Here is a 20,704-nt window from a genome sequence, read left to right on the forward strand (position 1 = left end):
TTCTTAATCAGTTCGGCGATTAATTCGACAAAGCGCCGGGTAGTAAAGACACCAGCCGCAGCCTTCTGTATAATCACCGGCTATTAATCATTATGAGTTGTGTTAATCACATGCAAAGATATTTTATTGCCTGCGCTAAAGGCATCGAGCAGTTATTGTTTGATGAATTACAGTCGCTGGGCATTACACAGGTAAAACAGACCATGGCGGGCTGTACCGTCGAGGCAGACCTCGAACAAGCCTATAAAATTGCCCTATGGTCGCGCCTGGCAAGCCGTGTTTTGCTGGAATTGGGACGCGCGGAAGTTGATACCGCCGACGATATCCAACAGGTCATCAGTCAGTTTGACTGGCAGCAGGTAATGGACTCATCTGCTTCGCTTATTATTGACTTTAATGGTCATAGCGAGCAAATACGTCACACTCAGTTTGGCGCGCAGGTAATTAAAGATGGCATCGTCGACTTTTTTCGTGGCAAAGGTCAAAGCCGGCCATCGGTTGATAAACAAAATCCGGATATTCGCATCGCCGCCCGGTTACACAAAGATCAGCTGGTCTGGTCGCTCGACTTTAGTGGCAGCGGCCTGCATCGACGGGGATACCGGCAGCAACAGGGGGAGGCCCCGTTGCGCGAAAATCTGGCGGCGGCGATACTGTATCGGGCCGGCATCGAGGACTGGTTAGCACAGCCCGAGTTTAATTTTTACGATCCCTTCTGTGGCTCCGGAACCCTGGTCATTGAAGCAGCAATGATGGCTTTAGATCATGCCCCTGGTCTGGCCCGGGGACAATGGGGCTTCTTTTACTGGAAAGGGCATAAACCAGCGATTTGGCATGCTTTACTGGAGCAGGCCGAACAACGCTTTAAGCAGGCACAGCAACAGTTTAAGGGCGTCATCCGGGGTTCGGATAAAGACCCGCGCTTAGTGAGTATGGCACATGCTAATAGTAAGCGTGTGTTACTTGATCGCTTTATAGAATTTGAGCAGGCCGATGCCACAGAAGCTGAACCCAGCACCTCGTCAGGCTTGTTAGTTACTAATCCACCATTTGGCGAGCGGCTGGGCGAAGAAGTAGAAACCTTGTTGCTGTACCGACGCTTCGGGCGCCAGTTAAAAACGCATTTTGAAGGCTGGCAGGCGGCTGTCCTGGCTGGCGATGAGAGTTTGTTAAAACGTCTCAAGCTTCGCAGTCATAAAAAGTATCGCTTTTTCAATGGTGCTCTGGAAGTCACTTTAGCCAACTATGACTTAACCAAAGAACAAGTCGAATTTACGGAAAAGCAAAACAATGATATTGCTAACCGGCTGCAGAAAAACTACCAAAAACTGTCTAAATGGGCTGCTAAAGAAGGTGTAGAAAGCTGGCGTTTATACGACGCTGATTTACCGGATTACAACGCAGCCATTGATGTCTACAGCGACTATCTGGTCGTGCAGGAGTACGCGCCGCCGAAAACCATTCCCGAGGGAGTGGCCCGGGATCGTCTATGGCACTTGCTGGAAACCATCAGTGAAGTACTGCCGTTTACCGAAGATCACATTATTCTGAAAGTTCGCCAGCGCCAGTCCGGCAGTTTGCAGTACCAAAAACGCAAAGAAAGAGCGCACAGTGTGGTGTTGACGGTCCGGGAATACCAGGCGCGCTTTGAGGTTAACTTAACGGATTACCTGGATACCGGTCTATTTCTTGATCATCGTCTGGCCCGTAAAGAATTATTTGATAAGTGCGAAGATCTGGATGTGCTTAACTTGTTTGCCTATACCTGTTCAGCTTCGGTGCAGGCTGCACTTGGCGGAGCCAACCGGGTTGTTTCTGTGGATATGTCAAAAACCTATCTGCGCTGGGGTGAACGCAACTTCCGGTTAAACAACTTAAACAGCCCGGCTTATCAGTTTATTCAGGCCGATTGTTTTAGCTGGTTGCGGGAAAATCGGGACAGCCAGGTTTTTGATGTGATTTTTCTCGATCCGCCCACATTCAGTAACTCAAAGCGTATGGACGGCACATTAGACATTCAGCGCGACCACGTGGGTTTAATTAAAACCGCGGCGCGCTTGTTAAGTGAAGACGGAGTGATACTGTTTTCGAATAATCGGCGTAAGTTTGTGATTGATGAAGCAGGTCTGGAAAAGGCCGGTTTTAGTGTCAACGATCAAAGCCAGGCCTCGATACCCGAGGACTTTAAGCGTCATAAAGGGATTCATCATTACTTTATTATCTCGCGGATTTAAGCGGATGCTATGAACCATTACTATCTGTTGTCTAAATCTCATTGCCCGCTTTGCACCCAGGCCTTGCAGCTGTTACATCAGTTACCGCTGGATGAGCCTGTTGACCTGTCCGTAATTGATATTGCCAGCGATGAAAACTTGCAGCAAGAATATGGCTGGTTAGTTCCGGTATTGGTCGATAATAACGACAATGAGCTACGCTGGCCATTTGACTCACAGCAGTTACTGGAGTTTATTGAAGAATGAATTTATTACGCGTGCAGGACGCGCAGTTAGCCTTTGGTGCTGACGCAATTTTAGACCATGTTAACTTTGTGCTTGAGCCGGGCGAGCGGGTCTGTTTGGTGGGCCGTAACGGCGCGGGAAAGTCGACCCTGTTAAAGGTGATCGATCAGCAAATTCATTTAGACGACGGTCAGGTTCAGTATGTCGGTGACACAATAGTAACCCGCTTACCACAGGACCCGCCAAAACAGTCAGAACAGCTTGTCTACGACTACGTTGCCGAAGCGCTGCAGGAAACCGGTGAATTATTAGCGCGTTATCATCAGCTTTCACAACAACTGGGTGAACATGCCAAAGATTCGTTACTGACCGAAATGGATCGCCTGCAGGCAAAAATTGATGCGTTAAATGGCTGGCAGATGGAAACCCGTATAGAGCAGGTATTAACGCGTCTGGATTTACCCCATGACTTAAGCATGGCCGACTTATCCGGTGGTTGGTTACGCCGGGTTGCGCTGGCCCGGGCATTGGTTGTTAATCCTGACGTGCTGTTGCTGGACGAACCGACCAACCACTTAGACATCGAGATGGTCCGCTGGCTGGAAGAACAGATTAAAGAATTTAAAGGGGCGGTCTTATTTATCAGCCACGACCGTGCATTTATCAGAAACCTCGCCACTCGTATTGTCGACCTTGACCGGGGGCAGCTGACCAGTTACCCCGGTAATTACGACCGCTATCTGGAAAAAAAGCAGCAACAGCTGGAAATCGAAACCGCTCAGAATGCCGAATTTGATAAAAAACTTGCGGCTGAGGAAACCTGGGTCCGGCAAGGTATTAAAGCCCGGCGGACTCGTAACGAGGGCCGGGTACGGGCTTTACAGGATCTGCGCAAACAACGTCAGCAACGGCGCGAATTGCAGGGTCAGGCGAACCTTAGGGTGAATGAGGCAGGGCGTTCTGGTAAGCGAGTGTTTGAAGGTGAACACATGCAACTGCAGTTTGCTGATAAAACCATTATCAGTAATCTCGATCTGCTGTTGCAACGGGGCGATAAGGTTGCTTTTGTCGGCCCTAACGGTTGCGGTAAAAGTACTCTGATTAAAGTGATTTTAGGTGAACAGAACGTTGATAAAGGCAAACTGAAGTTCGGCACCAACCTCGAAGTTGCTTATTTTGATCAGCACCGCTCGCAGCTGGACCCGAGTCAAAGTGTTATGGATAACGTGGGTGAAGGCAAGCAGGACGTGGTGTTTCAGGGCCGTCCGCGACATATTTTAAGTTATTTACAGGACTTTTTATTTTCGCCAAAACAAGCCCGAACGCCGGTTTCGGCGCTCTCTGGTGGTGAACGCAATCGCGCGTTATTGGCAAAAATACTGTTAAAACCCAGTAATTTACTGGTGTTGGATGAACCAACAAACGATTTGGATATCGAAACGCTGGAATTACTCGAGCAAATTATTGCCGAATACCAGGGTACGGTGCTGCTGGTCAGCCACGACCGTGAATTCGTTGATAATACGGCCACCGCGGTTCTTTATTTTGAAGGCCAGGGGGTTATCACAGAAATTATCGGTGGCTTTAATGAGTTAGAGCATTATCTCGCTGCTCAGCCAAAAACCGAGGGAACCAAACCCACCCCCGCAGGGTCAGACAGCCAACAACGGACGGCACCATCAAGCGAGGCGGTGGCAGATAGAGGTTCAGCTAAGGCAAAGAAGAAGTTATCCTATAAGCTGCAGCGCGAACTGGATAGTTTACCCGCTGAAATTGAAGCAAAAGAACAACAGTTACTGGCAATACAAGAACAACTGAATGAACCTGAGTTTTTTAATCAACCTATTGATGTGACCGAGCCGGTAATGAATGAAGCGGCGCAATTAGAAGAACAGATCATGTCAATGCTTGAGCGTTGGGAAGAACTTGAAAACTTATCAAAACAGAGTAGTTAGTTAATGATGAAACAATTTGCACTAAAAAGCTTAAGCGCTGGGATTTTATTGGGTATCAGTCTGACAGCACACAGTGATACCTTTGCTATTGAAGAGCTCCCCACCGCTGAAAATTTTCGTCACAGCTTTCCCCAGGCGATGAATGGGCAAGGCTTTGTGGTCGGCATTTCGCGTTTCCCAACGGATCTCGATATTGATCTGACTCAGGTATCTGCGACAGTTTTAGCTAATGCCGGCATCAGTGACGTTGAGCAGGTTGAGAGTCTGACACCGGCGCAATACGAGTATATAGTCAACAGCCTGGCGATGTATCAAAATACGAACCCACAACAACTTCAGCTGGGCCTGCATAACGGCTTTTATTTTGACGGTCTAACCCGCTCAGTCGATTTTTTTGAGGGTCAGCCAGCGATCACCTCCGAAAGTTACTTGTACGCAATTAACAGCAGTAATAGTGCGGTCGGAACCACCACCGGTCCTTTTATGCCGGTTGACTACACTTACACCAACGGTGAAGACGAAGAAATCACCAGTACCTTTTATGTACGCGATTTTATCAGCCGCGGTGTCTGGCTTCGAGATGGTCTGAACACCCGGATTGCGCCACCGGAAACGGCGGAAATGGGTGGCGAAAGCGCCATAATGGACGTTAATGATAATGGCCTTGCCGCCGGTTATGCGAGTACAGCAGTTAGTCCGTTTGCGCAGGAACGCTTAAGCAACTGTGTGGTTGACGATCCCGACGCAGTAGTAACGCGGCCGAAGGAAGTTTGCTATTACAGTATCTGGCTTGAACTGTATAACCAAAAAGCCACCAACATTGCGCCGTCTTACTATTCGCGCAGCGAATATCTGGCGCGCCGTTCGATCTATGATATCCGTGGCTTCTTATGGCAGCTGGATAACAACGGTGAAGTCATCAGCAGCACCAAGTTAGGCACCCTGCAAGAACGGCGGGAAGATGACGACCGTGACTTTTCCAGTTACGCCCTGGCGCTGAACAATAACGACATTGCGGTAGGCCAGAGCTGGACTTATCACCCTGTACGCGGCGCAATACGCATGCCGGCCCTATTTCAAAATGGTGAAGCGTTACCGGTAACCACAGATGAACGTTACTTTTGGGGCGCTGCGACCGATATCAACGATAATAATCGCAGTGTCGGCTACCTGGTAGAAAATCGTGCCGGTAATTTGCGTAATACCGCTTTTTACCATGATTTGGATAGTCCGGAACCGATTACTTTACCGGGCTTTTTCTCAGGCTCCTCGACAGTACCTAACGCCATTAATAATAACGGCGTTATCGTAGGAACCGGAGAGATTGAAGCAACGATTTCATCAGTGCGTCGCCGTGTTGGCTTTTGGTATGACAGCCAGGCTGAGCAGCCGAGTTTTATTGATTTGAACGAAACCACGGCTTGTGACAGTCCGTATTTTATTGTTGAAGCGAATGATGTTACTGATTCCGGCGAAGTATTGGCCACAGCGTTAAAAACTGAAGAGTACCTTGATGCCAATGGCGAAACACAAACACGCGAGGTTTCGGTAGCCATCAAGTTAAATCCGATTGAGGGCGAATTGAACAATTGCCGTCAGGAGGAAAACGAAATCGAACGCAGTGGAGCCAGCTTCGGCCACTTGCCGTTACTGGCTTTGGCCATACTGGGCGGGCTTATAACCCGGATTCGTCGCAAGCGGTTTTAAAGAAACAAAAATTCATAACGACAACGTTAAAAAAAAGTAACACAGTTTCAATCTGTTAAAGTTTTTACGATTAATGTGTTACTTTTTTTCATTGAACTATCCCGAATTAAGGCTATCTATTAATTGAGGGCATCAATAAATGCTCTCCGATAATCTTAACAAAAAATCTGTGAATAACAGGCAAGGGGTAGGTTTATGAAAAGACAAAAGCGCGATCGCTTTGATAGAGCCCATACTCAAGGCTATAAAGCCGGATTATCTGGACGTTCTAAAGAGAATTGTCCTTATCAGACCCAGGACGATTTTCGTTCGCAGTGGTTAGGAGGTTGGCGCGACGCCATGGAGGCCAGAAACACCGGCTTATTCCGCTAATTTGTCAGACACCGTGTGTGTTAAACGCCGGCAAGCAGAGCGCTTCCGGCGTTTTTTTATGTGCTTTTAAAACGTTGTGGTATCAGTAAATAAACCAACTTTTAAGTCTTTTGCCGTGTAAATAGGGCGGCCATCGACTTCTACACGACCATCACCAACCCCCATAAAGAGCTTGCGCTTTATTACCCTGCGCATATCAATAAAGTAACTGACTTTTTTATGCTCCGGTAAGATCTGGCCGGTAAATTTAACTTCACCAACACCCAATGCGCGCCCGCGGCCTGGGCCACCTGACCAGCCTAAGTAAAAACCAACCAGCTGCCACATTGCGTCTAGACCCAAACACCCGGGCATTACCGGATCACCCTTAAAGTGACAGTCGAAAAACCATAATTCCGGGGTGATATCGAGTTCTGCGTGAATGAACCCTTTACCGGCTTCACCGCCGTCGGCATTAATTTCGATGATGCGATCCATCATCAACATATTCGGTGCCGGCAGGCGACTATTACCTTCACCAAAGAGTTTACCTTCGCTGCAGTCAAGCAGATCCTGACGAGAAAAACTGGATTGATTCATAACAACCTATTGCGTGTTAATAAAGAAAGATGCCCGCGAGTTTAGCTTACAGCTGTAAGCCAGACAACTCCGACTAGTCACTAGTCGCAGTTATCTTCCGCATTAGACGCTGCCACCAAGACACTGGGGTTGGGGTATCGTTATCATGAATACGCTGTTCAACCCGTTTAAATAACTGCTGCTTCGAAAGCCCGGAGAGCAGTTCGAGTGCTTGTTCAACATGTTTGACGGCGTAGATCCGAAAATCCCCGGCAGCAACTGCATCGATGACTTCCCGGTTTAGGTTCAGCTGTGCCTGATTTGCTGCAGGAATAATTACGCCATGCTGACCGCTAAGTCCGAGCTCTTTGCAGAGGCCAAAATAGCCTTCAATTTTTTCGTTAACGGCACCAATAGCTTGTACATTACCAAATTGATCAATGGCGCCGGTGACCGCCAGCGCTTGTTTGAGGGGCACCTCGGCTAACGCTGATATTAAACCACAAAGCTCAGCCATTGATGCGCTATCGCCGTCCACTTCAAAGTAAGACTGTTCAAATACAACGGTAGCCGACACAGACATTGGTTCGTGACGGGCAAATTGATTAGCCAGGTAAGCACTGAGGATCATAACACCCTTAGTGTGAATATTACCGGACATATCTGACTTACGCTCGATATCAATGATATCGCCGTCCCCATAATGAATAGTCGCAGTAATCCGCGACGGCTCACCAAAGTCGCTACCGCCGATGGTCACTACCGTCAGGCCGTTAATCTGCCCAATGACCTCGCCGTCGGTTTCAATACGTACTTGTTGTTCGATAATACTGCGACGGCTGAGTTCGGCTAACTGGCTTTCGCGCGCAAGTTGCTGACTAAGCGCTTTATCGACACTGTTCCCATTAATGTGTGTCTGCGACGTTTGTGCGGCAATCGAATGCGCTTCACGAAGTACCTGCATCAAATAAACGCTATCAAGGCTTAGTTCCTGCTGAAACTCTGTCTGCCGGGCGCTAACGCGGAGCAGGGCGCTGTAACCTGAATCATCCAGCGGCAAAACATCGGCTTGTTGCCAGACGTATTGCAGGTAATGAAAGTAATCCGCTACAGGTTCACGGTAAAGGGGGTAATCGCGATGAAAATCAGCTAAAAAAGGAAATAAGTGGTCGAAGTCCTCATCGTATTCGCGCAACTGAGCGTACTCATGCCGGTTGCCCAGCAGAATAATCTTTATATCGACGGGTATTGGCTGTGGCCGATAAAAATAAGCCGGGCCGCTGTCAGGCGATGGCTGAGGCCATTCAAACAAGCCCGTCAGCAGCGTATCCTTAAGCCGGCGCCATAAATTCAGATTCTCCAGTAACTGATGAACTTCTATTGCCAGCACACCGCCATTAGCCGTTAACAGCAACCCTGGTTCAATCAGATGCAAATCGGAACGCACAGTGCCTTCTATAGACTGCACGCCCAGTTGCCCAAACAAGCGGGCTTCAGATACCCGATCACAATAATAAAACGGTGCCGGGTGCTGATGACCAACAATCACACTGGCGAACTGGCCGCCGCTAAAATCTCCGACAGTCTTATCGCTAATGCGCTGTAAATAGTCTCGGACTTTCTGCGTATCAAAACGACTGACAAGTTGGCTGTGCAGCGATTCACGCCCGGCGTTATCCGCTTCAATGAATGCCAGTACGGCATCCATAAAGTCATGGGCGGTGCCTGAGGGGACATTAATACACAACGGCCTTAAAGGGTCCTCAGGGTCGGCAAGGTAAAGCCAGTCAAACCAGCAGCTGTGTTGCCACTGTTGTTGTTCGAAATAACTGTTTAAGACGTTTTTCTTTTGCAGACCCGGCGGAATGATGGCGAACGCATTGGCATAGCAGCCGCTTTGACTGAGCGACTGCGTCATCGCATCCAGGGCACGCTGTTGACCAACCAATAACGTTTCCCGGCAAATTTTAGGGCGCTGTTTTAACCAGCTTTCGGTGTCAGGCCGCAGTGCCCGGACGTCTAATTGCATAACATCAAATCCCAAACTAACGAATGCCAATAGTTTAACAGAAAACACCAAAAGACAGTCCACTCTTGCTTAAAATCTAATTGCGTATAATGTATATTAAAGTTAAGTCATAATAAGGAACCCGAACGCCTTTATTTATGCCGCTAAATCCTCGTAAGCCCTTATTGCTTCGGGGTTGTCGCAACGCGCCGCCATATAAGCCGCTACCACTTCCCGTAAATCATGCTTTGATAATTTAGCAATTTTTACTAAATGCTCAGGGTTGGGAAAACGTCCGGTTTCATCGTACCGCCGCCATTTTCCAAAAGTTGAGGGGGTAACACCAATAAAGTGAGCAGCGCTAACAGCCGAAATGCCATCAGACCAACGAATGCAGTCAATCAGGATTTTTTCAAAATTCATAGTTTCACCGTTTTTTAGACTCGACCCTTTCATAGTAGTTATTGCCGCAAAATTAAGCAAACAATCAGCGTGTAAAAAGTCATAGGGGTTTATTTAAATGTCCTAATGGGCCATTATCTTTTCCCGTAAGGCGGTGATAGTGCCGTTAAGGACTCGACACCCTACCGAACACGCACCGCTTTACACTCCAATTTCTAGCCCCGCAAGGGGCAATCACGCCGCAAGGCCAAAAGCTGAGAGGGTAAACCATGGGACAGCCACAAATTGACATCATCACGCCGGACGGTGAAGCACCGCTCGATGGCGATAAAGGTTATGAATTGTTTAAAGAGCAGGTAGCCAGGCTGAATCAAGCCACAAGCCAGCGCGAATCAAATTTAGCCAGCCGCTTTAACGCACTGAATGAAACCGATCAGCAAGTGTGGTTAAAAGCCGCCGGTTGTCCGCTGTTAACCGATTACCTCAAAGCCGGAGGTCAGCGCATTACCTTATGGCGACAGCTGCGCAAAGACCAGCGAAACCGCATGATGACCGCTTACCGCTGCATTAAAGTAATTGCGCGGGGTGAGTTATGAAAAAGCCAGCAGTTTTTACAGATGCCGAAGCCGCAATAATTGAAAAGCTGTTAAGCATGAGGATTAACACCATTGACACCATTAAAAGCATGGCGCTAATTGATAATGAGCGCCCTAATTGCAAAATTGCTGATCAGTATATAAAGGCGCTAAATGCTCGCTCGAAAATTTGGGCGCAACTTCACGGCACTTGTGCCGCTGATGTGGAGGGTATTTAAATGAAAGTTTTAGTTGCCTGTGAGTTTTCCGGCGTTGTCCGTGATGCCTTTTTAGACCGTGGCCACGATGCCGTTAGCTGCGATTTGCTGCAGACCGAATCACCAGGACCGCATGTGGTTGGTGATTGTTTCGACGCTATCAGCTCGCAGCGGTGGGACTTAATCATTATGCACCCGCCATGCACCGCGCTGGCCGTTTCCGGGAATCGTTGGTATGGGAAAGGCTGCGAAAAACACGACGAGCGATTAAAAGCTATTGACTGGACGGTTGGATTATTCGGGCTGGCGAAACGTCAGAGCGTCCGCGTTTGCATGGAGAATCCGGTGGGTGTATTGCCAATAAAGCCCACGCAATACGTTCAGCCGTGGCAGTTCGGACACGGAGAAACCAAAAAAACAGGGTTATGGCTGCATAATTTACCGCCGCTTAAGCCGACAAACATCGTTGATGGCCGCGAGCAGAAGATCTGGAAGATGCCGCCGAGCGCCGACCGCTGGAAACAGCGAAGCGTTACATTTAAAGGTATTGCGGAAGCTATGGCGGAGCAGTGGAGCTGATGAGCCGCCAAGCGTTTGACCTTTACGGGCTGGAGTTTTACGCAGACAACGGGCTTCAGTTTGATAATGCTAAAAACTGGCTGGAGCGTATCACCGCCGGATTGTGCAAGACCGCCAAAAAACGCTTAACCCGTGAATACGTCGATCGCAACAACCGCGAGCAAATAACGGCGAACGGGCATATTAATCAGCACCGAAGCGCCAATATCCACGCGCGAAAATTAGCCCGCCAGTTTCATCAAATGCAGGATTCAAAATTACTCAAAAGCCTAAAAAGCGTTTACGGGGATAAAGCCTTATACGTGGAAAATTGCCATGATTGGGCCTTAGTCATGGCCGAAGAATGCCGCGATATTGCCGCCTTATACGGGGAGCCGACCGCCGAGAATCTGCCGGAAATTGCCGAAAAAGTTTGTAAACATATACGGGCGCAGGGTGTCGAGCCGCCGAGAATAGAAACCGATCACGAATTCAGCGCGTTGCTAAAAGCAATCGCGCCGCAGTGGTGGGAGCGTAAAGGCAACGTAGCCGCAAGGCAGATGCGCGAGCATTGGGAAATAGCACTCGGCGAAGTTAAGGCCGGTAAATCCCTTTACGTGTCGAAAGATTTATTGCAGTGGTCAAAAGACCAGAAAACCGCGAACGAAAATTTTTTACAGTCGCTTGAGCTTGTAAACGAAGCCGGTGACGTTATAGACCTTTATGAAATGTGGCAAAAATCCAGCGCTCACCCTGATAAACGCCGTATAGAATTGATGGTTCGTATTCGGGGTCTACAGGATCTTGCCAAAGCCGATAATTGGGGCTGTGATTTTGTTACCTGGACAGCACCGAGCAAATACCACGCAACCAGCCGCAAATACAGCGGAGCCACGCCGAGACAGACCAACAACTATTTATGTAAGCAGTGGCAAAAGTGCCGCGATAAATTCATCAGGGCCGGTATAGAGTGGTTCGGGGTGCGCGTGGTTGAGCCGCACCAGGACGCAACGCCGCATTGGCATTTACTCACCTTTTTTCCGAAAAGCCAGCGCCAACAGGCCCGCGCAATCATGCAAAAGTACGCTTTACAGCATGACGCGGAAGAAAAGGGTGCGAGGCGCAACCGGATAACCTTTGAATATATCGACCTAGACAGCCCGAACGGCGGGGCCGTGGGTTATATCGCTAAATACATTGCCAAGAATATCAACGCCAAAAACGTCGAGTTTGAGGCCAGCGACGAAGATCCAAACACCACTTTAAAAGACAACGCCGAGCGCGTGGCCGCGTGGGCGTCGGGGTGGAAGTTGCGACAGTTTCAGTTTTTCGGGTGCGCCGCTGTCACTACGTATCGAGAGCTACGCCGATACAGCGAGAATTTGCCCGAAGCGGTGCGCGAATTGTGGGATGCAGCCGACTTGCACGATTGGTCGGCGTTTCAACGTCTGTTTAATGAGTACCGCCCCAAGCTGATCAAGGAAAAAGCCCCGTTAAACGATTATGCCGAGTTTTCAGAGCGGATAATCGGGGTTGAGGTTTTAGGGTTTCGGTTGCTCACTCGCGTCAGCGAGTGGAGTAAGCGAGCGAAGCGCGACGACAGTCGCGCCACTTGGAGCACTGTTACTAACTACGCGGCCACCAAAAATAAACAGTTCTTTTTGAGTGCCGAGCAGTGGAACGAAGTCGGGGAATTAAGTTATTCCGACAGGATAAGGCGAAAATTGGGCGATGTATTTAGCCAAAAGATAGATGGGTTAACCGCATGAAGTTAGATGGAGAGGATTTAATTATAGCCGCTATGGCTTTCTTATCATTGCTGCCAGGAATTTGCCTTGTAGCGTTTATCATTTATGCCGCATGGCGGCAAGAGATGGGGGGTTGCTAATGAACACAATAAGCCGACAAAAAGCGCGAGAAATAGGCTGGAAAAGTTTTTTATGTGGCGTGATGATAGATAAAAATCCGCACTTGCAAGGTAGTGATTTGTATATTGCATGGCAAAACGGATGGATTAGAGCCAGCAAGGGCTACAACAAACCGCAACCGGAGTTTAAAGACAATGGATAAACGAGAGCAAGCGTTAGCGCTGGCCGCTGAGATACGCAATTTAACCGAGCAGGCGAAGCGAGCGCCGTTTGTCACCATCAAACCGATATTAACGCAGTTGGCCGAAAAGCAGGCCCACTTTAACGGGTTAATAGCCGAGTTGATTTAACCTTTTCGCACAGTCGGGAGATTGAGCAACATGCCAAATGAAAACATAGGGGCGATAAAATGCCCCATTACGGGAGCGCAAGCCCAAATCAGAAAAGCCAAGCGCGGCAAGTACCCGCTTTATTATTATTGTCGGGAGTCGGGCATTATCCACGGGAAAACGCCGGAGTTTGAGCGGTTTATTAAACAAAATGGCCGCTTTAATGAGCCGGACGAAACGCCGCAGCCGGAAAAGTCACCGCAGCCGGACACCAGTAACGATGATGACTGGTTAATCTAGGGGGTACTGTGGAGAATTTAGAGCATTTAAAAGCCCAGGCCGCCGCCGCTGATATTGCCGAAGCGCCGCCGGAATACGAAGCGCCGACCGAAGAAATGCCCGAAGAAGCCGGACACATGGACACCGCGCCATTGCTCGAAGCTGTGTTATCCGGTGGATTTGGCATTCTGGCCCCGAATTGGGGAGTCAGTGCCGAAGAAATTAGCCAGCTATCCGAGCATGGCGCGGCGGTACTGGATAAATATTTCCCTGATAACGACATGTTTAACCGCTTTGGGGCTGAAATTGCGCTGGTAACAACAGCTGCAATGGTGATCACGCCACGCCTGGGAACGCCGCGCAAAAAGCCGGAGAAAAAACCGGACAAAATACAAGATAAAAAACGTCCCGGGACAAATCCCGGGCAAGAATTTAAACCAGATAACCAGGTAAAAATGCCGGAGGTCATAAACCTTGACTAAAGTCGATACGAGTTTAAACGCTGAAATTTTTGTGGTGACAGGCTCAAGCGGTAGCGGCAAAAGCTCTATCGTTAAAAAACGCTTAGCCCGCCATAAACGCGCGATTATTTTAGATCCAGATGACGAGTACGGAGACGAAAAAGGCGTTTGTACCGCAACCAGTGTAAGCGATTTAGTGGATAAAGTGGCCGCCACCAAGGGCGGACAAATGAAGGTGCGTATTGTCGCGCAAACACCGCAGGCGTTTGGAGCGGTCTGCAATATCGCGTTTGCCTGGGGGAATTGCTTGTTTATTGCTGAAGAATTAGCAGGGGGGAACCGTACCACGCCGAGCAAGGCCCCCGCCGATTGGCACAAAATCGTGAGTCGTGGCCGAAAATACGGGATAACCGTTATCGGTGTTACTCAGCGAATCGCCGAATCCGATAAAACCATTATTGGCAACGCAAGTCATATATTCGCCGGACGAATGACACGAAGCGCCGACCGCAAATTGATAGCGCGGGAGATTGATTTACCCGATGTTACCTTATCCGGTTTACGGGATTTGGAATTTATTGTGGCCGATATGCGAAGTCATGAACGCTTTAAATTAGATGTAAAAACGGGAAAAAAGGAAAAAATTTAAAAATAATTGCCCTTATACGGGGCGCGGTAGAATCCGCGCCGTTTGGGGGTTGTCAGGCGGTTTTTTAATCGCTATACGTGTAAATGCAAAACCATTTTTTCGCGCCGAGACGGCGCTATTGTCCGAAACCTGGAGTTTTTTTATGAACAAATCACAAATGAAATCATTGTTGGTTGTTGTCGGCGGCGTATTGCTGGCCAATACAATCCGCAACAAAGTAACCGCCGTTCGCCGCATTACGGGTTAAGGGGGTTATATGAGCCGCAAACTCAAACAACTACCCAGTCTTTCCAACGTTGCCGCCGGTTCAACCGCCACGCTGGAATTGCCGCTTGGTCATACCTACGACCGTGTTACCCTGGAATATGCCGGAGTTACACCCGCGCAGATGAAAAATATCCAGGTCGTGATTAACGGAAAGGTGATTTGGCAGTTAAAAACCGCCGAGCGCTTAAACCAGTTAAACGCTTATTACAATCGCGCTGTCAACGCTGGCTTTTTAGATTTTCATTTCGTCCGGCCGGAGTTTGACAATATCGACTTTCGCCGCCTGTTCGCCATTGGTACGGCCGATGTTGCGACATTCAGCATTAAGTTTGATATTGATGCCGCCGCAAGTGCACCGGTTGTCACCGCTCACGCGGTACAATCGCTAAACTCGCCGCTTGGTTTAATCACCAAAATCAAAGAGTTTCCGACCAGCACCGCGACCAGTGGCGCAAAAGAAATTGATTCACTGCCAAAACAGGCCCGCATCGGTGCGATCCACCTGTTCGGCAAAGCGGACATTTCTCGCGCTGAAGTTGAAGTTGATTCGTATAAACAATACGAAGCATCGAAAGCGCTGGGCGAAAAATTGCAGTCAGATATTGGCCGCACACCGCTGGACGCTAACGGAACAACCATTGATTTTGTCCGTGAGGGCAATCCAATGAACGCGCTTGTGCTTCGTGCCGGTAAAGTGTCTGTGCAGGATTTTCGCTTGCGTCTGACCTGTGACACGCCAGGCTCATGGGATACGGTTTGCGAGTATTACGACCAATTCCAGGGCATTTAAGGGGGTAAGTTATGGCCGTAGCATATCCACAAAACCAGACCATGCCCGCCAGTGATGGCGGGTTCTTAAACGGGTTGGGTGATGTGTTCTTAGGCGGAATGCAAAGCTATTTAAAGATCCGTGAAGCGGAAAAACGCGCGGAAATATCCGGAGAAGCGCAGTATTACAACGACCGCGCTTTGGAGTACACCAGCAGCCCGAACGCGCAGCCACAGCGAACCGGCCAGCAGCAGACTAGCCAGGGGGAAAGCAGCCAGTGGATTAACGGCGTGGACAATTCCGTGGTCATTTTAGGTGGTGCCGGTGCACTGGCATTGGCGCTGATTTTAACGCGCTAGGGGGCATTATGATTAATTGGAAAAACTTTATAACAACCTTAGCCGCAAGCGTGACCGCCGCCTATCTGGTTTCAAAGCTGAACGTTAAAAAGGACAGTGAATAATGTTTCCAGGTATGGGGTCATTACCACCGATTCAAAGCTCTAGCGCGGCAAGTAGCGCGAACGAGGGCGGCAATATCGGCGCCAGTTCGTTTAACTTTTCCGGCGGCGGCGTGAATTTTTCCGATAAAGACCAGGTTAAAAAAATCGCCATTATCGCCGGTGCAGTGGTGGCGGTTGTCTGGTTGTGGAAGCGTTAGCGGCCACACCGGAGAATTTAAACCGGATAAAGCAATCAGCGGGAAATGATTTTAATGTAATCGCCCGACAGATTGCCGCCAAGCGAGTGCAGTTTATTGATATAGCCGGTTGTGCGTTGGTGCTTCGGGCTGATGGGGCGGAGTTGGTCATCATGTGCGCCGAGGGTAAAAACCTGATAAAAGCCGCACCGATTGTCATCAGAAAAGCCCGCGAGAAAGGCTATAGAACCATGCGTTTTCATACGCTACGGCCAGCATTGCAAAGGCTTTTAAATAAGGTGCTTAAATTCGAGTTAACCGAATACGTGTACCGAGCGAGGTTATAAGATGGGCGGAAGTTCAAGCCGGACGGTAACAGAAACCGACCAAAGAACCAGTAACGAATATAACACCATCGGCCAGGAGGTCGGAGACGGGATCGGCATTTTGGGCGATGGTAACAGCCTAACCATGACCGACCATGGTGCTATGGATATGGGCATGGATGCGTTTAATGCCGCCGTAGGGTTGGCTGAGCGCAGCCAGGATGCCACCGAAAGCGGGTTCCGTGAAATGGTGGTCAGCAACGAAGCCACCACCGAAAACGCGCTTAATTTTGGCCGCGACAGTCAGAACGAATCCTATAATTTCGCCCGTGATGCCATGGCCACCGCCGATGGTGCGAATGAGGACGCGCTCAATTTTGGCCGCGACTCATTAAACGCCGTTGAACGTATCGCCCAGGAATCCCAAGTGGGAGCCATGGACGCGGCGCAGATGGTCAAAGAAACCAGCGAATATCAAAGCGAAAACGCCATAAACGCCGCCCTGACCGGCGCGGGCATGGGGTTAGATATTGCCAATGACGCGCTTATAAGTAATGAAAATTTATCCGAATCGGCCATGCAGAACAGCATGGATGCGGCGCGATTGGTTGACGATGGAGCCAGAAACGCCATTGATTCAAACTTAGCCGCCGCCGGAATGGGCTTAGATACCGCCAATAATTCCATGTTAGCGGTTGAAAATATGGCCAGCGAAAGCGGAGCTAATGTGCTGGACGCGGCGCGAATGAGTGACGCAACCGTTAATAACGCGCTCGAATCCGGCATAAACGCCGCGATAACCGGCGCGGGCATGGGGCTTGATGTGGCATCGGGAACCATGCGCGATGCCATGGCCGCTTATGAGTCACAGGCGGTAATGTACGGCGACAATATGGCCGAAATGGGGAATCAGGTGGCGGATTTATCCGCGCAGAGTCTCCAGGCACAAAACGAGCTAGCCGGTCAAAGTCTGAATAACTACCGCGATTTATCCGAGATGAGCATGAGCTACGCCGACAGCCAGAACCGCTATTTGGCGGAAACGCTGGGCGAAAACTCACTGATCACGCAAACCAGTTTGTTAGAGATGGCCGAAATGCAGGAGCGCTCATTAGATAGCGCGTTACAGGTGGCCGGAGCCGTGGCCATGGATGACAACGCCGAAATTCAGGAAAGCCAGGTAAAGTATTTAGCCATGGCAATGGCGGTCGGTATGGCAGCCTTTGCTTTTAGCGGGAAACGGGGTTAATCAATGAAATTTAATTTAGAAGCCGGTGAAACCAGTACCTTACAAATTGTGGGGCGGCATTTTCGGTTATTCAGCGCCGAAACCGAAAGCATCCAGGCCACGTTTTACAGCGCATCGGGCGCGGTTTATTACGCCGGTGAATTAAAAACCGCCGTTGGTCTGGATTTTTCCGACCGAAACGATTTTCCGGAGCCGTTCGCCCGCGTTGAGCTTGTCAGCGACACCGCGCAAACGCTCGATATTTGGGCTTCACCGGTTAAGGCTGATGATGACCGCCTAAGCGGTAATTTTGACATAAACGCGGCGCTATCCGTTGCCCAAACCGCACCGGCAAACGCCGAAACAAAGCCGGTACAGACAATCAGCACCACAACCGAAGTATTACCGGTAAGAGCCGGACGAAAAACCGCGCTCATACAAGTGTCATCTGATGTGATTGTAGATGATGCTATCAACGGCGTGACGGTTTCAGGGTCGTTTGGATGGGATAACCAAACCGCGCTCAATCTGACACCGGTCAGCGGTTCGGTTGATGTGCGGATCTTAGAGGAGTATTAACAATGCGGGTACTTTCAGGGTCAGCGGTTAAAAGCCTGCAAACGGTTCAGGTATCGACAAGCACAGGCAGCTCAGGCAATAAAAGCGCATCTCAAGATGTAACAATCGCGCCGGTAAATCCTGAAAAAACGGCGATAAGTTTCAACGGGTGCTTTGGGAGAGGTGTATACAACGGCCAGGCTTATCTTTTAAATTCAACCACAGTCAGGGTGATGGGTTACGCCGAATCGGAATACACAAACGGGACGAGCGTGAGTGTTAAATGCGAGGTTATAGAATATGCGTAATTTTGCGCAAATCAACGAAAGCAATCAGGTTGTGGCAATGGTCAGCGGTAGTCGCCCGCCAGAGGGGGCGATTGAAGTGTCGGCCGCCGATATTTTAGGGGCGATTTATGACAGTGAGACCGGTAATTTTACTATTGATGGGGTTGTTGTTGCTCATGACGTTAAATAGTTCACAGCCGCGAGGACTGCGAAACAACAATCCGGGTAATTTGCGCGGTAGCGATGCGTTCAAATGGCAGGGCGAAATGGGTCGAGACAACAAAGATTTTGTTGTATTTGACACACCCGAAAACGGGTTAAGAGCGCTTGCGCGAATTTTGCAGACCTATCGCAACCGCTACGGGTTAAACACCATTGAGGGGGTTTTGTCACGTTATGCACCGCCATCAGAAAATAACACCGAGTCGTATATTAAACACGCTGTACGCGCTATGGGCTTGTCGCGGCATACGCCTTTAACGGGCCAGGACTACCCGCGCTTGATGGCGGTCATTGTCGCTCATGAAAACGGGCAGCAGCCGTTTAGCCTGGCGCAGTTAACGGAGGGTTATAAACGTGGCTTTGTCTGATAATTCGGTCGCCGCCGTTGTTACGGTGACAGAAAAGGTAACGCCGCTGGCGAAAGCGATAGCCGTTATCGGGGTGACTTATGTCGGCTGGCAGATATACCAGCGCTTAACCGTGGCCGGTGATGCGGTCGGGGACAGCCTGGGCGAACTATGGGGCAAGATCACAAATCCCGACATTGTAGAGGCGCAAATTCGCTTAAAAGGCAGCTATTTCAATCAATCCGGCGTTTTAAAAGCCGAGGTTGAAACGCTGTTAAAGGAGCATTACCCGAATTTATACCGCGCGTTATTCATGGGCGGGCGCATTAAGCCCGAATACACACACCTGATAGACTCCGGCCAGGCGCTAAGGGATTCGGATTATGTTTAGCGCGTTAAGTGCCGGTATCGGCCTGTTAACCACCTGGCTAAAAGGAAAGCAGAAAGTCACCGAGCGCAAGCAAAAAGCCGAAGCCAATGAGCAGGGCCGCCGCGCCGAGTTCCGCACTGTACGCGAAAAAGGGGCCAGCCGCTTTTTACGCATTTATTCCTATCTGATGTTTTCCGCGCCCATTTTGCTAACCGTCATAGCGCCGGAGCAAGGGGCCAGGGTGTTCGATAACCTGGAGAACGTGCCGGATTGGTATATAAACACCTTTTTTGCCATGAATGGGGCCGTATGGGCCTTAGCCGAAACCAAAAACCTATTACAAAAACGGGGTCAATAAATGGATTGGGGAATCGCGATTATCGTTGCAACCAATATCGCCACCGCAGCGGCGATTGTAGCGACGATGAAAAACGACATTAAGCATTTAAAAGGCACTGACGACGACCACAAGCACCGCATCCAGTGTATTGAAAAGGTTCAGGCCGGACACGAAACGCGCCTGACTGTGATTGAGAGGGCAGGCAATGTTTAACGATGTGCCGACGAAATTTGAAGTGAAAGCGACTCAAGACGAGCCGCTGGCCGTGGAAATTCGCGTGGGGAAAAACGTGTTATTGATTGCCGCAGGGGTGATATTGCTCACCGCCTACCACATTCGCAAGCGCTAGAAATCCCGCGCCGCCAGTTGCCACCACTGGCGCGGTTTATCCGGCATGTTATTGACCAGATACCAGGTCGCCGCCACCTGATTGGCCGTTAATGAATAGCCTTTAATCGGCGTGTGCAAGACTTCATCCACCACACAGAACCCTTTCCATTGTTTGCCATGCAAGGATAACGCGCCGCCAATTTTAACCAGGCACAATTTACGCGCCATATAAGGCAGTTCGCTTTTTTGATACCAGCGCTTAACCGTTGACTCTTTCGCCCCGAAAAACGCCGCCGCCCGTGTCCAGTTCACCGCGTCCGATTCACTGACCGCCAAGGGGTTACAAAACGCCCGTTTCAAGATCCAGTGATCGGGTAAATCCGCATCGTAAAGCATAATTTTATAGACCTTTTTGTTATATCAATCCATGAGTTAATAACGTTTAAGTTATAAGAGGTCGGGCCGTCAAAACCGTGAAAAACACCGCCATTTTTCCGCCACCGCATCCGGCGGGCCATTAATGGCAATTTTCGGGCCAAGTTTGGCCGCTGGCGTGGCGCGTATCGGGTCGGGGTGAAAATATCGCGAATGACCGCCATTGCGTATAATGTATATTATGTTAA

30 protein-coding genes are annotated in these 20,704 nt (G+C 49.6%); 26 read left to right on the forward strand and 4 right to left on the reverse strand.

Features of this window, described 5'->3' with window-relative positions; translation table 11 throughout:
* Positions 1 to 110: 110 nt before the first annotated feature.
* The 5 genes from rlmKL to rmf all read left to right on the forward strand — a co-directional run bounded on the left by rlmKL (position 111) and on the right by rmf (position 6,493).
* Complete coding sequence (gene rlmKL / locus LG288_RS05820; protein ID WP_404402944.1) at positions 111 to 2,234, forward strand: bifunctional 23S rRNA (guanine(2069)-N(7))-methyltransferase RlmK/23S rRNA (guanine(2445)-N(2))-methyltransferase RlmL; 2,124 nt, start codon at positions 111 to 113, stop codon at positions 2,232 to 2,234.
* Between the two features lie 9 nt (positions 2,235 to 2,243).
* Entirely contained in the window at positions 2,244 to 2,480 is a 237-nt protein-coding gene (locus LG288_RS05825) for a glutaredoxin family protein (RefSeq protein ID WP_404402946.1), read from the forward strand.
* Positions 2,477 to 4,414, forward strand: a complete 1,938-nt coding sequence (locus tag LG288_RS05830; protein WP_404402948.1) for an ATP-binding cassette domain-containing protein — start codon at positions 2,477 to 2,479, stop codon at positions 4,412 to 4,414. The genes LG288_RS05825 and LG288_RS05830 overlap by 4 nt, the downstream gene beginning before the upstream one ends.
* 3 nt (positions 4,415 to 4,417) lie before the next feature.
* Complete coding sequence (locus LG288_RS05835) at positions 4,418 to 6,121, forward strand: DUF3466 family protein (RefSeq protein ID WP_404402950.1); 1,704 nt, start codon at positions 4,418 to 4,420, stop codon at positions 6,119 to 6,121.
* Positions 6,122 to 6,316: 195 nt separating this feature from the next.
* The gene (rmf, locus tag LG288_RS05840) at positions 6,317 to 6,493 is read left to right on the forward strand and encodes a ribosome modulation factor (RefSeq protein ID WP_404402952.1); all 177 of its coding nucleotides are present in this window, start codon (positions 6,317 to 6,319) and stop codon (positions 6,491 to 6,493) included.
* 66 nt (positions 6,494 to 6,559) lie between these two features.
* On the opposite strand, the gene fabA is transcribed toward rmf, so the two are convergent.
* The 3 genes from fabA to LG288_RS05855 all read right to left on the reverse strand — a co-directional run bounded on the left by fabA (position 6,560) and on the right by LG288_RS05855 (position 9,482).
* Positions 6,560 to 7,072, reverse strand: a complete 513-nt coding sequence (fabA, locus tag LG288_RS05845) for a bifunctional 3-hydroxydecanoyl-ACP dehydratase/trans-2-decenoyl-ACP isomerase (protein ID WP_404402954.1) — start codon at positions 7,070 to 7,072, stop codon at positions 6,560 to 6,562.
* A gap of 73 nt (positions 7,073 to 7,145) precedes the next feature.
* Positions 7,146 to 9,080 (reverse strand): AAA family ATPase, encoded by a 1,935-nt coding sequence (locus LG288_RS05850; RefSeq protein ID WP_404402956.1) that lies wholly within the window; start codon positions 9,078 to 9,080, stop codon positions 7,146 to 7,148.
* Positions 9,081 to 9,215: 135 nt separating this feature from the next.
* On the reverse strand, positions 9,216 to 9,482 hold the full coding sequence (locus LG288_RS05855; RefSeq protein WP_404402958.1) for a helix-turn-helix domain-containing protein: 267 nt from the start codon (positions 9,480 to 9,482) through the stop codon (positions 9,216 to 9,218).
* A 248-nt stretch (positions 9,483 to 9,730) separates the two neighbouring features.
* On the opposite strand from LG288_RS05855, the gene LG288_RS05860 reads away from it, so the two are divergent.
* The 21 genes from LG288_RS05860 to LG288_RS05960 all read left to right on the forward strand — a co-directional run bounded on the left by LG288_RS05860 (position 9,731) and on the right by LG288_RS05960 (position 20,100).
* Entirely contained in the window at positions 9,731 to 10,057 is a 327-nt protein-coding gene (locus LG288_RS05860) for a hypothetical protein (RefSeq protein WP_404402960.1), read from the forward strand.
* On the forward strand, positions 10,054 to 10,275 hold the full coding sequence (locus LG288_RS05865) for a hypothetical protein (protein ID WP_404402962.1): 222 nt from the start codon (positions 10,054 to 10,056) through the stop codon (positions 10,273 to 10,275). The genes LG288_RS05860 and LG288_RS05865 overlap by 4 nt, the downstream gene beginning before the upstream one ends.
* The gene (locus tag LG288_RS05870) at positions 10,276 to 10,833 is read left to right on the forward strand and encodes a DNA cytosine methyltransferase (protein ID WP_404402964.1); all 558 of its coding nucleotides are present in this window, start codon (positions 10,276 to 10,278) and stop codon (positions 10,831 to 10,833) included.
* The gene (locus LG288_RS05875; protein ID WP_404402966.1) at positions 10,833 to 12,581 is read left to right on the forward strand and encodes a replication endonuclease; all 1,749 of its coding nucleotides are present in this window, start codon (positions 10,833 to 10,835) and stop codon (positions 12,579 to 12,581) included. Before LG288_RS05870 ends, LG288_RS05875 begins: the two co-directional genes overlap by 1 nt.
* 118 nt (positions 12,582 to 12,699) lie before the next feature.
* Positions 12,700 to 12,882 carry a hypothetical protein gene (locus LG288_RS05880; protein ID WP_404402968.1) on the forward strand — a complete coding sequence of 61 codons (183 nt, stop codon included), beginning with the start codon at positions 12,700 to 12,702 and terminating at the stop codon, positions 12,880 to 12,882.
* Positions 12,875 to 13,030, forward strand: a complete 156-nt coding sequence (locus tag LG288_RS05885; protein ID WP_404402970.1) for a hypothetical protein — start codon at positions 12,875 to 12,877, stop codon at positions 13,028 to 13,030. Before LG288_RS05880 ends, LG288_RS05885 begins: the two co-directional genes overlap by 8 nt.
* A 30-nt stretch (positions 13,031 to 13,060) precedes the next feature.
* Positions 13,061 to 13,309, forward strand: a complete 249-nt coding sequence (locus tag LG288_RS05890) for a hypothetical protein (protein WP_404402972.1) — start codon at positions 13,061 to 13,063, stop codon at positions 13,307 to 13,309.
* 8 nt (positions 13,310 to 13,317) lie between these two features.
* Positions 13,318 to 13,770, forward strand: a complete 453-nt coding sequence (locus LG288_RS05895; RefSeq protein WP_404402974.1) for a hypothetical protein — start codon at positions 13,318 to 13,320, stop codon at positions 13,768 to 13,770.
* The gene (locus LG288_RS05900; RefSeq protein WP_404402976.1) at positions 13,763 to 14,398 is read left to right on the forward strand and encodes a hypothetical protein; all 636 of its coding nucleotides are present in this window, start codon (positions 13,763 to 13,765) and stop codon (positions 14,396 to 14,398) included. The genes LG288_RS05895 and LG288_RS05900 overlap by 8 nt, the downstream gene beginning before the upstream one ends.
* Before the next feature lie 256 nt (positions 14,399 to 14,654).
* Positions 14,655 to 15,455, forward strand: coding sequence for a major capsid protein P2 (locus tag LG288_RS05905; RefSeq protein ID WP_404402978.1), 801 nt, complete (start codon positions 14,655 to 14,657; stop codon positions 15,453 to 15,455).
* An 11-nt stretch (positions 15,456 to 15,466) separates the two neighbouring features.
* Complete coding sequence (locus tag LG288_RS05910) at positions 15,467 to 15,793, forward strand: hypothetical protein (protein WP_404402980.1); 327 nt, start codon at positions 15,467 to 15,469, stop codon at positions 15,791 to 15,793.
* A gap of 103 nt (positions 15,794 to 15,896) precedes the next feature.
* Positions 15,897 to 16,094 (forward strand): hypothetical protein, encoded by a 198-nt coding sequence (locus LG288_RS05915; protein ID WP_404402982.1) that lies wholly within the window; start codon positions 15,897 to 15,899, stop codon positions 16,092 to 16,094.
* Positions 16,082 to 16,420, forward strand: coding sequence for a hypothetical protein (locus LG288_RS05920; RefSeq protein WP_404402984.1), 339 nt, complete (start codon positions 16,082 to 16,084; stop codon positions 16,418 to 16,420). Before LG288_RS05915 ends, LG288_RS05920 begins: the two co-directional genes overlap by 13 nt.
* A gap of 1 nt (position 16,421) precedes the next feature.
* Complete coding sequence (locus LG288_RS05925; RefSeq protein WP_404402986.1) at positions 16,422 to 17,648, forward strand: hypothetical protein; 1,227 nt, start codon at positions 16,422 to 16,424, stop codon at positions 17,646 to 17,648.
* Positions 17,649 to 17,651: 3 nt separating this feature from the next.
* Entirely contained in the window at positions 17,652 to 18,206 is a 555-nt protein-coding gene (locus LG288_RS05930; protein ID WP_404402987.1) for a hypothetical protein, read from the forward strand.
* Between the two features lie 279 nt (positions 18,207 to 18,485).
* On the forward strand, positions 18,486 to 18,662 hold the full coding sequence (locus tag LG288_RS05935; protein WP_404402989.1) for a hypothetical protein: 177 nt from the start codon (positions 18,486 to 18,488) through the stop codon (positions 18,660 to 18,662).
* A complete protein-coding gene (locus LG288_RS05940) occupies positions 18,649 to 19,062 on the forward strand; it encodes a virion protein (protein WP_404402991.1) in 414 nt (137 codons plus the stop codon). Before LG288_RS05935 ends, LG288_RS05940 begins: the two co-directional genes overlap by 14 nt.
* On the forward strand, positions 19,049 to 19,432 hold the full coding sequence (locus LG288_RS05945; RefSeq protein ID WP_404402993.1) for a hypothetical protein: 384 nt from the start codon (positions 19,049 to 19,051) through the stop codon (positions 19,430 to 19,432). Before LG288_RS05940 ends, LG288_RS05945 begins: the two co-directional genes overlap by 14 nt.
* Entirely contained in the window at positions 19,425 to 19,769 is a 345-nt protein-coding gene (locus tag LG288_RS05950; protein ID WP_404402995.1) for a hypothetical protein, read from the forward strand. The genes LG288_RS05945 and LG288_RS05950 overlap by 8 nt, the downstream gene beginning before the upstream one ends.
* Complete coding sequence (locus LG288_RS05955; RefSeq protein ID WP_404402997.1) at positions 19,770 to 19,964, forward strand: hypothetical protein; 195 nt, start codon at positions 19,770 to 19,772, stop codon at positions 19,962 to 19,964.
* Positions 19,957 to 20,100 carry a hypothetical protein gene (locus LG288_RS05960; protein ID WP_404402999.1) on the forward strand — a complete coding sequence of 48 codons (144 nt, stop codon included), beginning with the start codon at positions 19,957 to 19,959 and terminating at the stop codon, positions 20,098 to 20,100. The genes LG288_RS05955 and LG288_RS05960 overlap by 8 nt, the downstream gene beginning before the upstream one ends.
* Here LG288_RS05960 and LG288_RS05965 read toward each other — a convergent pair.
* Positions 20,097 to 20,477: a hypothetical protein gene (locus LG288_RS05965; RefSeq protein ID WP_404403001.1), complete on the reverse strand. Its 381-nt coding sequence runs from the start codon at positions 20,475 to 20,477 to the stop codon at positions 20,097 to 20,099. The two genes, LG288_RS05960 and LG288_RS05965, sit on opposite strands and share 4 nt — an antisense overlap.
* Between the last annotated feature and the right edge of the window lie 227 nt (positions 20,478 to 20,704).

It is taken from the genome of Idiomarina seosinensis, assembly GCF_044797955.1.
In the GTDB taxonomy this organism is placed as follows: domain Bacteria; phylum Pseudomonadota; class Gammaproteobacteria; order Enterobacterales; family Alteromonadaceae; genus Idiomarina; species Idiomarina seosinensis_A.

Bases quoted from the DNA above. Each gene is read 5' to 3' on its own strand.
- rlmKL (WP_404402944.1), top strand. From the start codon at position 111: ATGCAAAGATATTTTATTGCCTGCGCTAAAGGCATCGAGCAGTTATTG.
- LG288_RS05825 (WP_404402946.1), top strand. From the start codon at position 2,244: ATGAACCATTACTATCTGTTGTCTAAATCTCATTGCCCGCTTTGCACC.
- LG288_RS05830 (WP_404402948.1), top strand. From the start codon at position 2,477: ATGAATTTATTACGCGTGCAGGACGCGCAGTTAGCCTTTGGTGCTGAC.
- LG288_RS05835 (WP_404402950.1), top strand. From the start codon at position 4,418: ATGATGAAACAATTTGCACTAAAAAGCTTAAGCGCTGGGATTTTATTG.
- rmf (WP_404402952.1), top strand. From the start codon at position 6,317: ATGAAAAGACAAAAGCGCGATCGCTTTGATAGAGCCCATACTCAAGGC.
- fabA (WP_404402954.1), bottom strand. From the start codon at position 7,072: ATGAATCAATCCAGTTTTTCTCGTCAGGATCTGCTTGACTGCAGCGAA.
- LG288_RS05850 (WP_404402956.1), bottom strand. From the start codon at position 9,080: ATGCAATTAGACGTCCGGGCACTGCGGCCTGACACCGAAAGCTGGTTA.
- LG288_RS05855 (WP_404402958.1), bottom strand. From the start codon at position 9,482: ATGAATTTTGAAAAAATCCTGATTGACTGCATTCGTTGGTCTGATGGC.
- LG288_RS05860 (WP_404402960.1), top strand. From the start codon at position 9,731: ATGGGACAGCCACAAATTGACATCATCACGCCGGACGGTGAAGCACCG.
- LG288_RS05865 (WP_404402962.1), top strand. From the start codon at position 10,054: ATGAAAAAGCCAGCAGTTTTTACAGATGCCGAAGCCGCAATAATTGAA.
- LG288_RS05870 (WP_404402964.1), top strand. From the start codon at position 10,276: ATGAAAGTTTTAGTTGCCTGTGAGTTTTCCGGCGTTGTCCGTGATGCC.
- LG288_RS05875 (WP_404402966.1), top strand. From the start codon at position 10,833: ATGAGCCGCCAAGCGTTTGACCTTTACGGGCTGGAGTTTTACGCAGAC.
- LG288_RS05880 (WP_404402968.1), top strand. From the start codon at position 12,700: ATGAACACAATAAGCCGACAAAAAGCGCGAGAAATAGGCTGGAAAAGT.
- LG288_RS05885 (WP_404402970.1), top strand. From the start codon at position 12,875: ATGGATAAACGAGAGCAAGCGTTAGCGCTGGCCGCTGAGATACGCAAT.
- LG288_RS05890 (WP_404402972.1), top strand. From the start codon at position 13,061: ATGCCAAATGAAAACATAGGGGCGATAAAATGCCCCATTACGGGAGCG.
- LG288_RS05905 (WP_404402978.1), top strand. From the start codon at position 14,655: ATGAGCCGCAAACTCAAACAACTACCCAGTCTTTCCAACGTTGCCGCC.
- LG288_RS05910 (WP_404402980.1), top strand. From the start codon at position 15,467: ATGGCCGTAGCATATCCACAAAACCAGACCATGCCCGCCAGTGATGGC.
- LG288_RS05915 (WP_404402982.1), top strand. From the start codon at position 15,897: ATGTTTCCAGGTATGGGGTCATTACCACCGATTCAAAGCTCTAGCGCG.
- LG288_RS05925 (WP_404402986.1), top strand. From the start codon at position 16,422: ATGGGCGGAAGTTCAAGCCGGACGGTAACAGAAACCGACCAAAGAACC.
- LG288_RS05930 (WP_404402987.1), top strand. From the start codon at position 17,652: ATGAAATTTAATTTAGAAGCCGGTGAAACCAGTACCTTACAAATTGTG.
- LG288_RS05935 (WP_404402989.1), top strand. From the start codon at position 18,486: ATGCGTAATTTTGCGCAAATCAACGAAAGCAATCAGGTTGTGGCAATG.
- LG288_RS05940 (WP_404402991.1), top strand. From the start codon at position 18,649: ATGACGTTAAATAGTTCACAGCCGCGAGGACTGCGAAACAACAATCCG.
- LG288_RS05950 (WP_404402995.1), top strand. From the start codon at position 19,425: ATGTTTAGCGCGTTAAGTGCCGGTATCGGCCTGTTAACCACCTGGCTA.
- LG288_RS05955 (WP_404402997.1), top strand. From the start codon at position 19,770: ATGGATTGGGGAATCGCGATTATCGTTGCAACCAATATCGCCACCGCA.
- LG288_RS05960 (WP_404402999.1), top strand. From the start codon at position 19,957: ATGTTTAACGATGTGCCGACGAAATTTGAAGTGAAAGCGACTCAAGAC.
- LG288_RS05965 (WP_404403001.1), bottom strand. From the start codon at position 20,477: ATGCTTTACGATGCGGATTTACCCGATCACTGGATCTTGAAACGGGCG.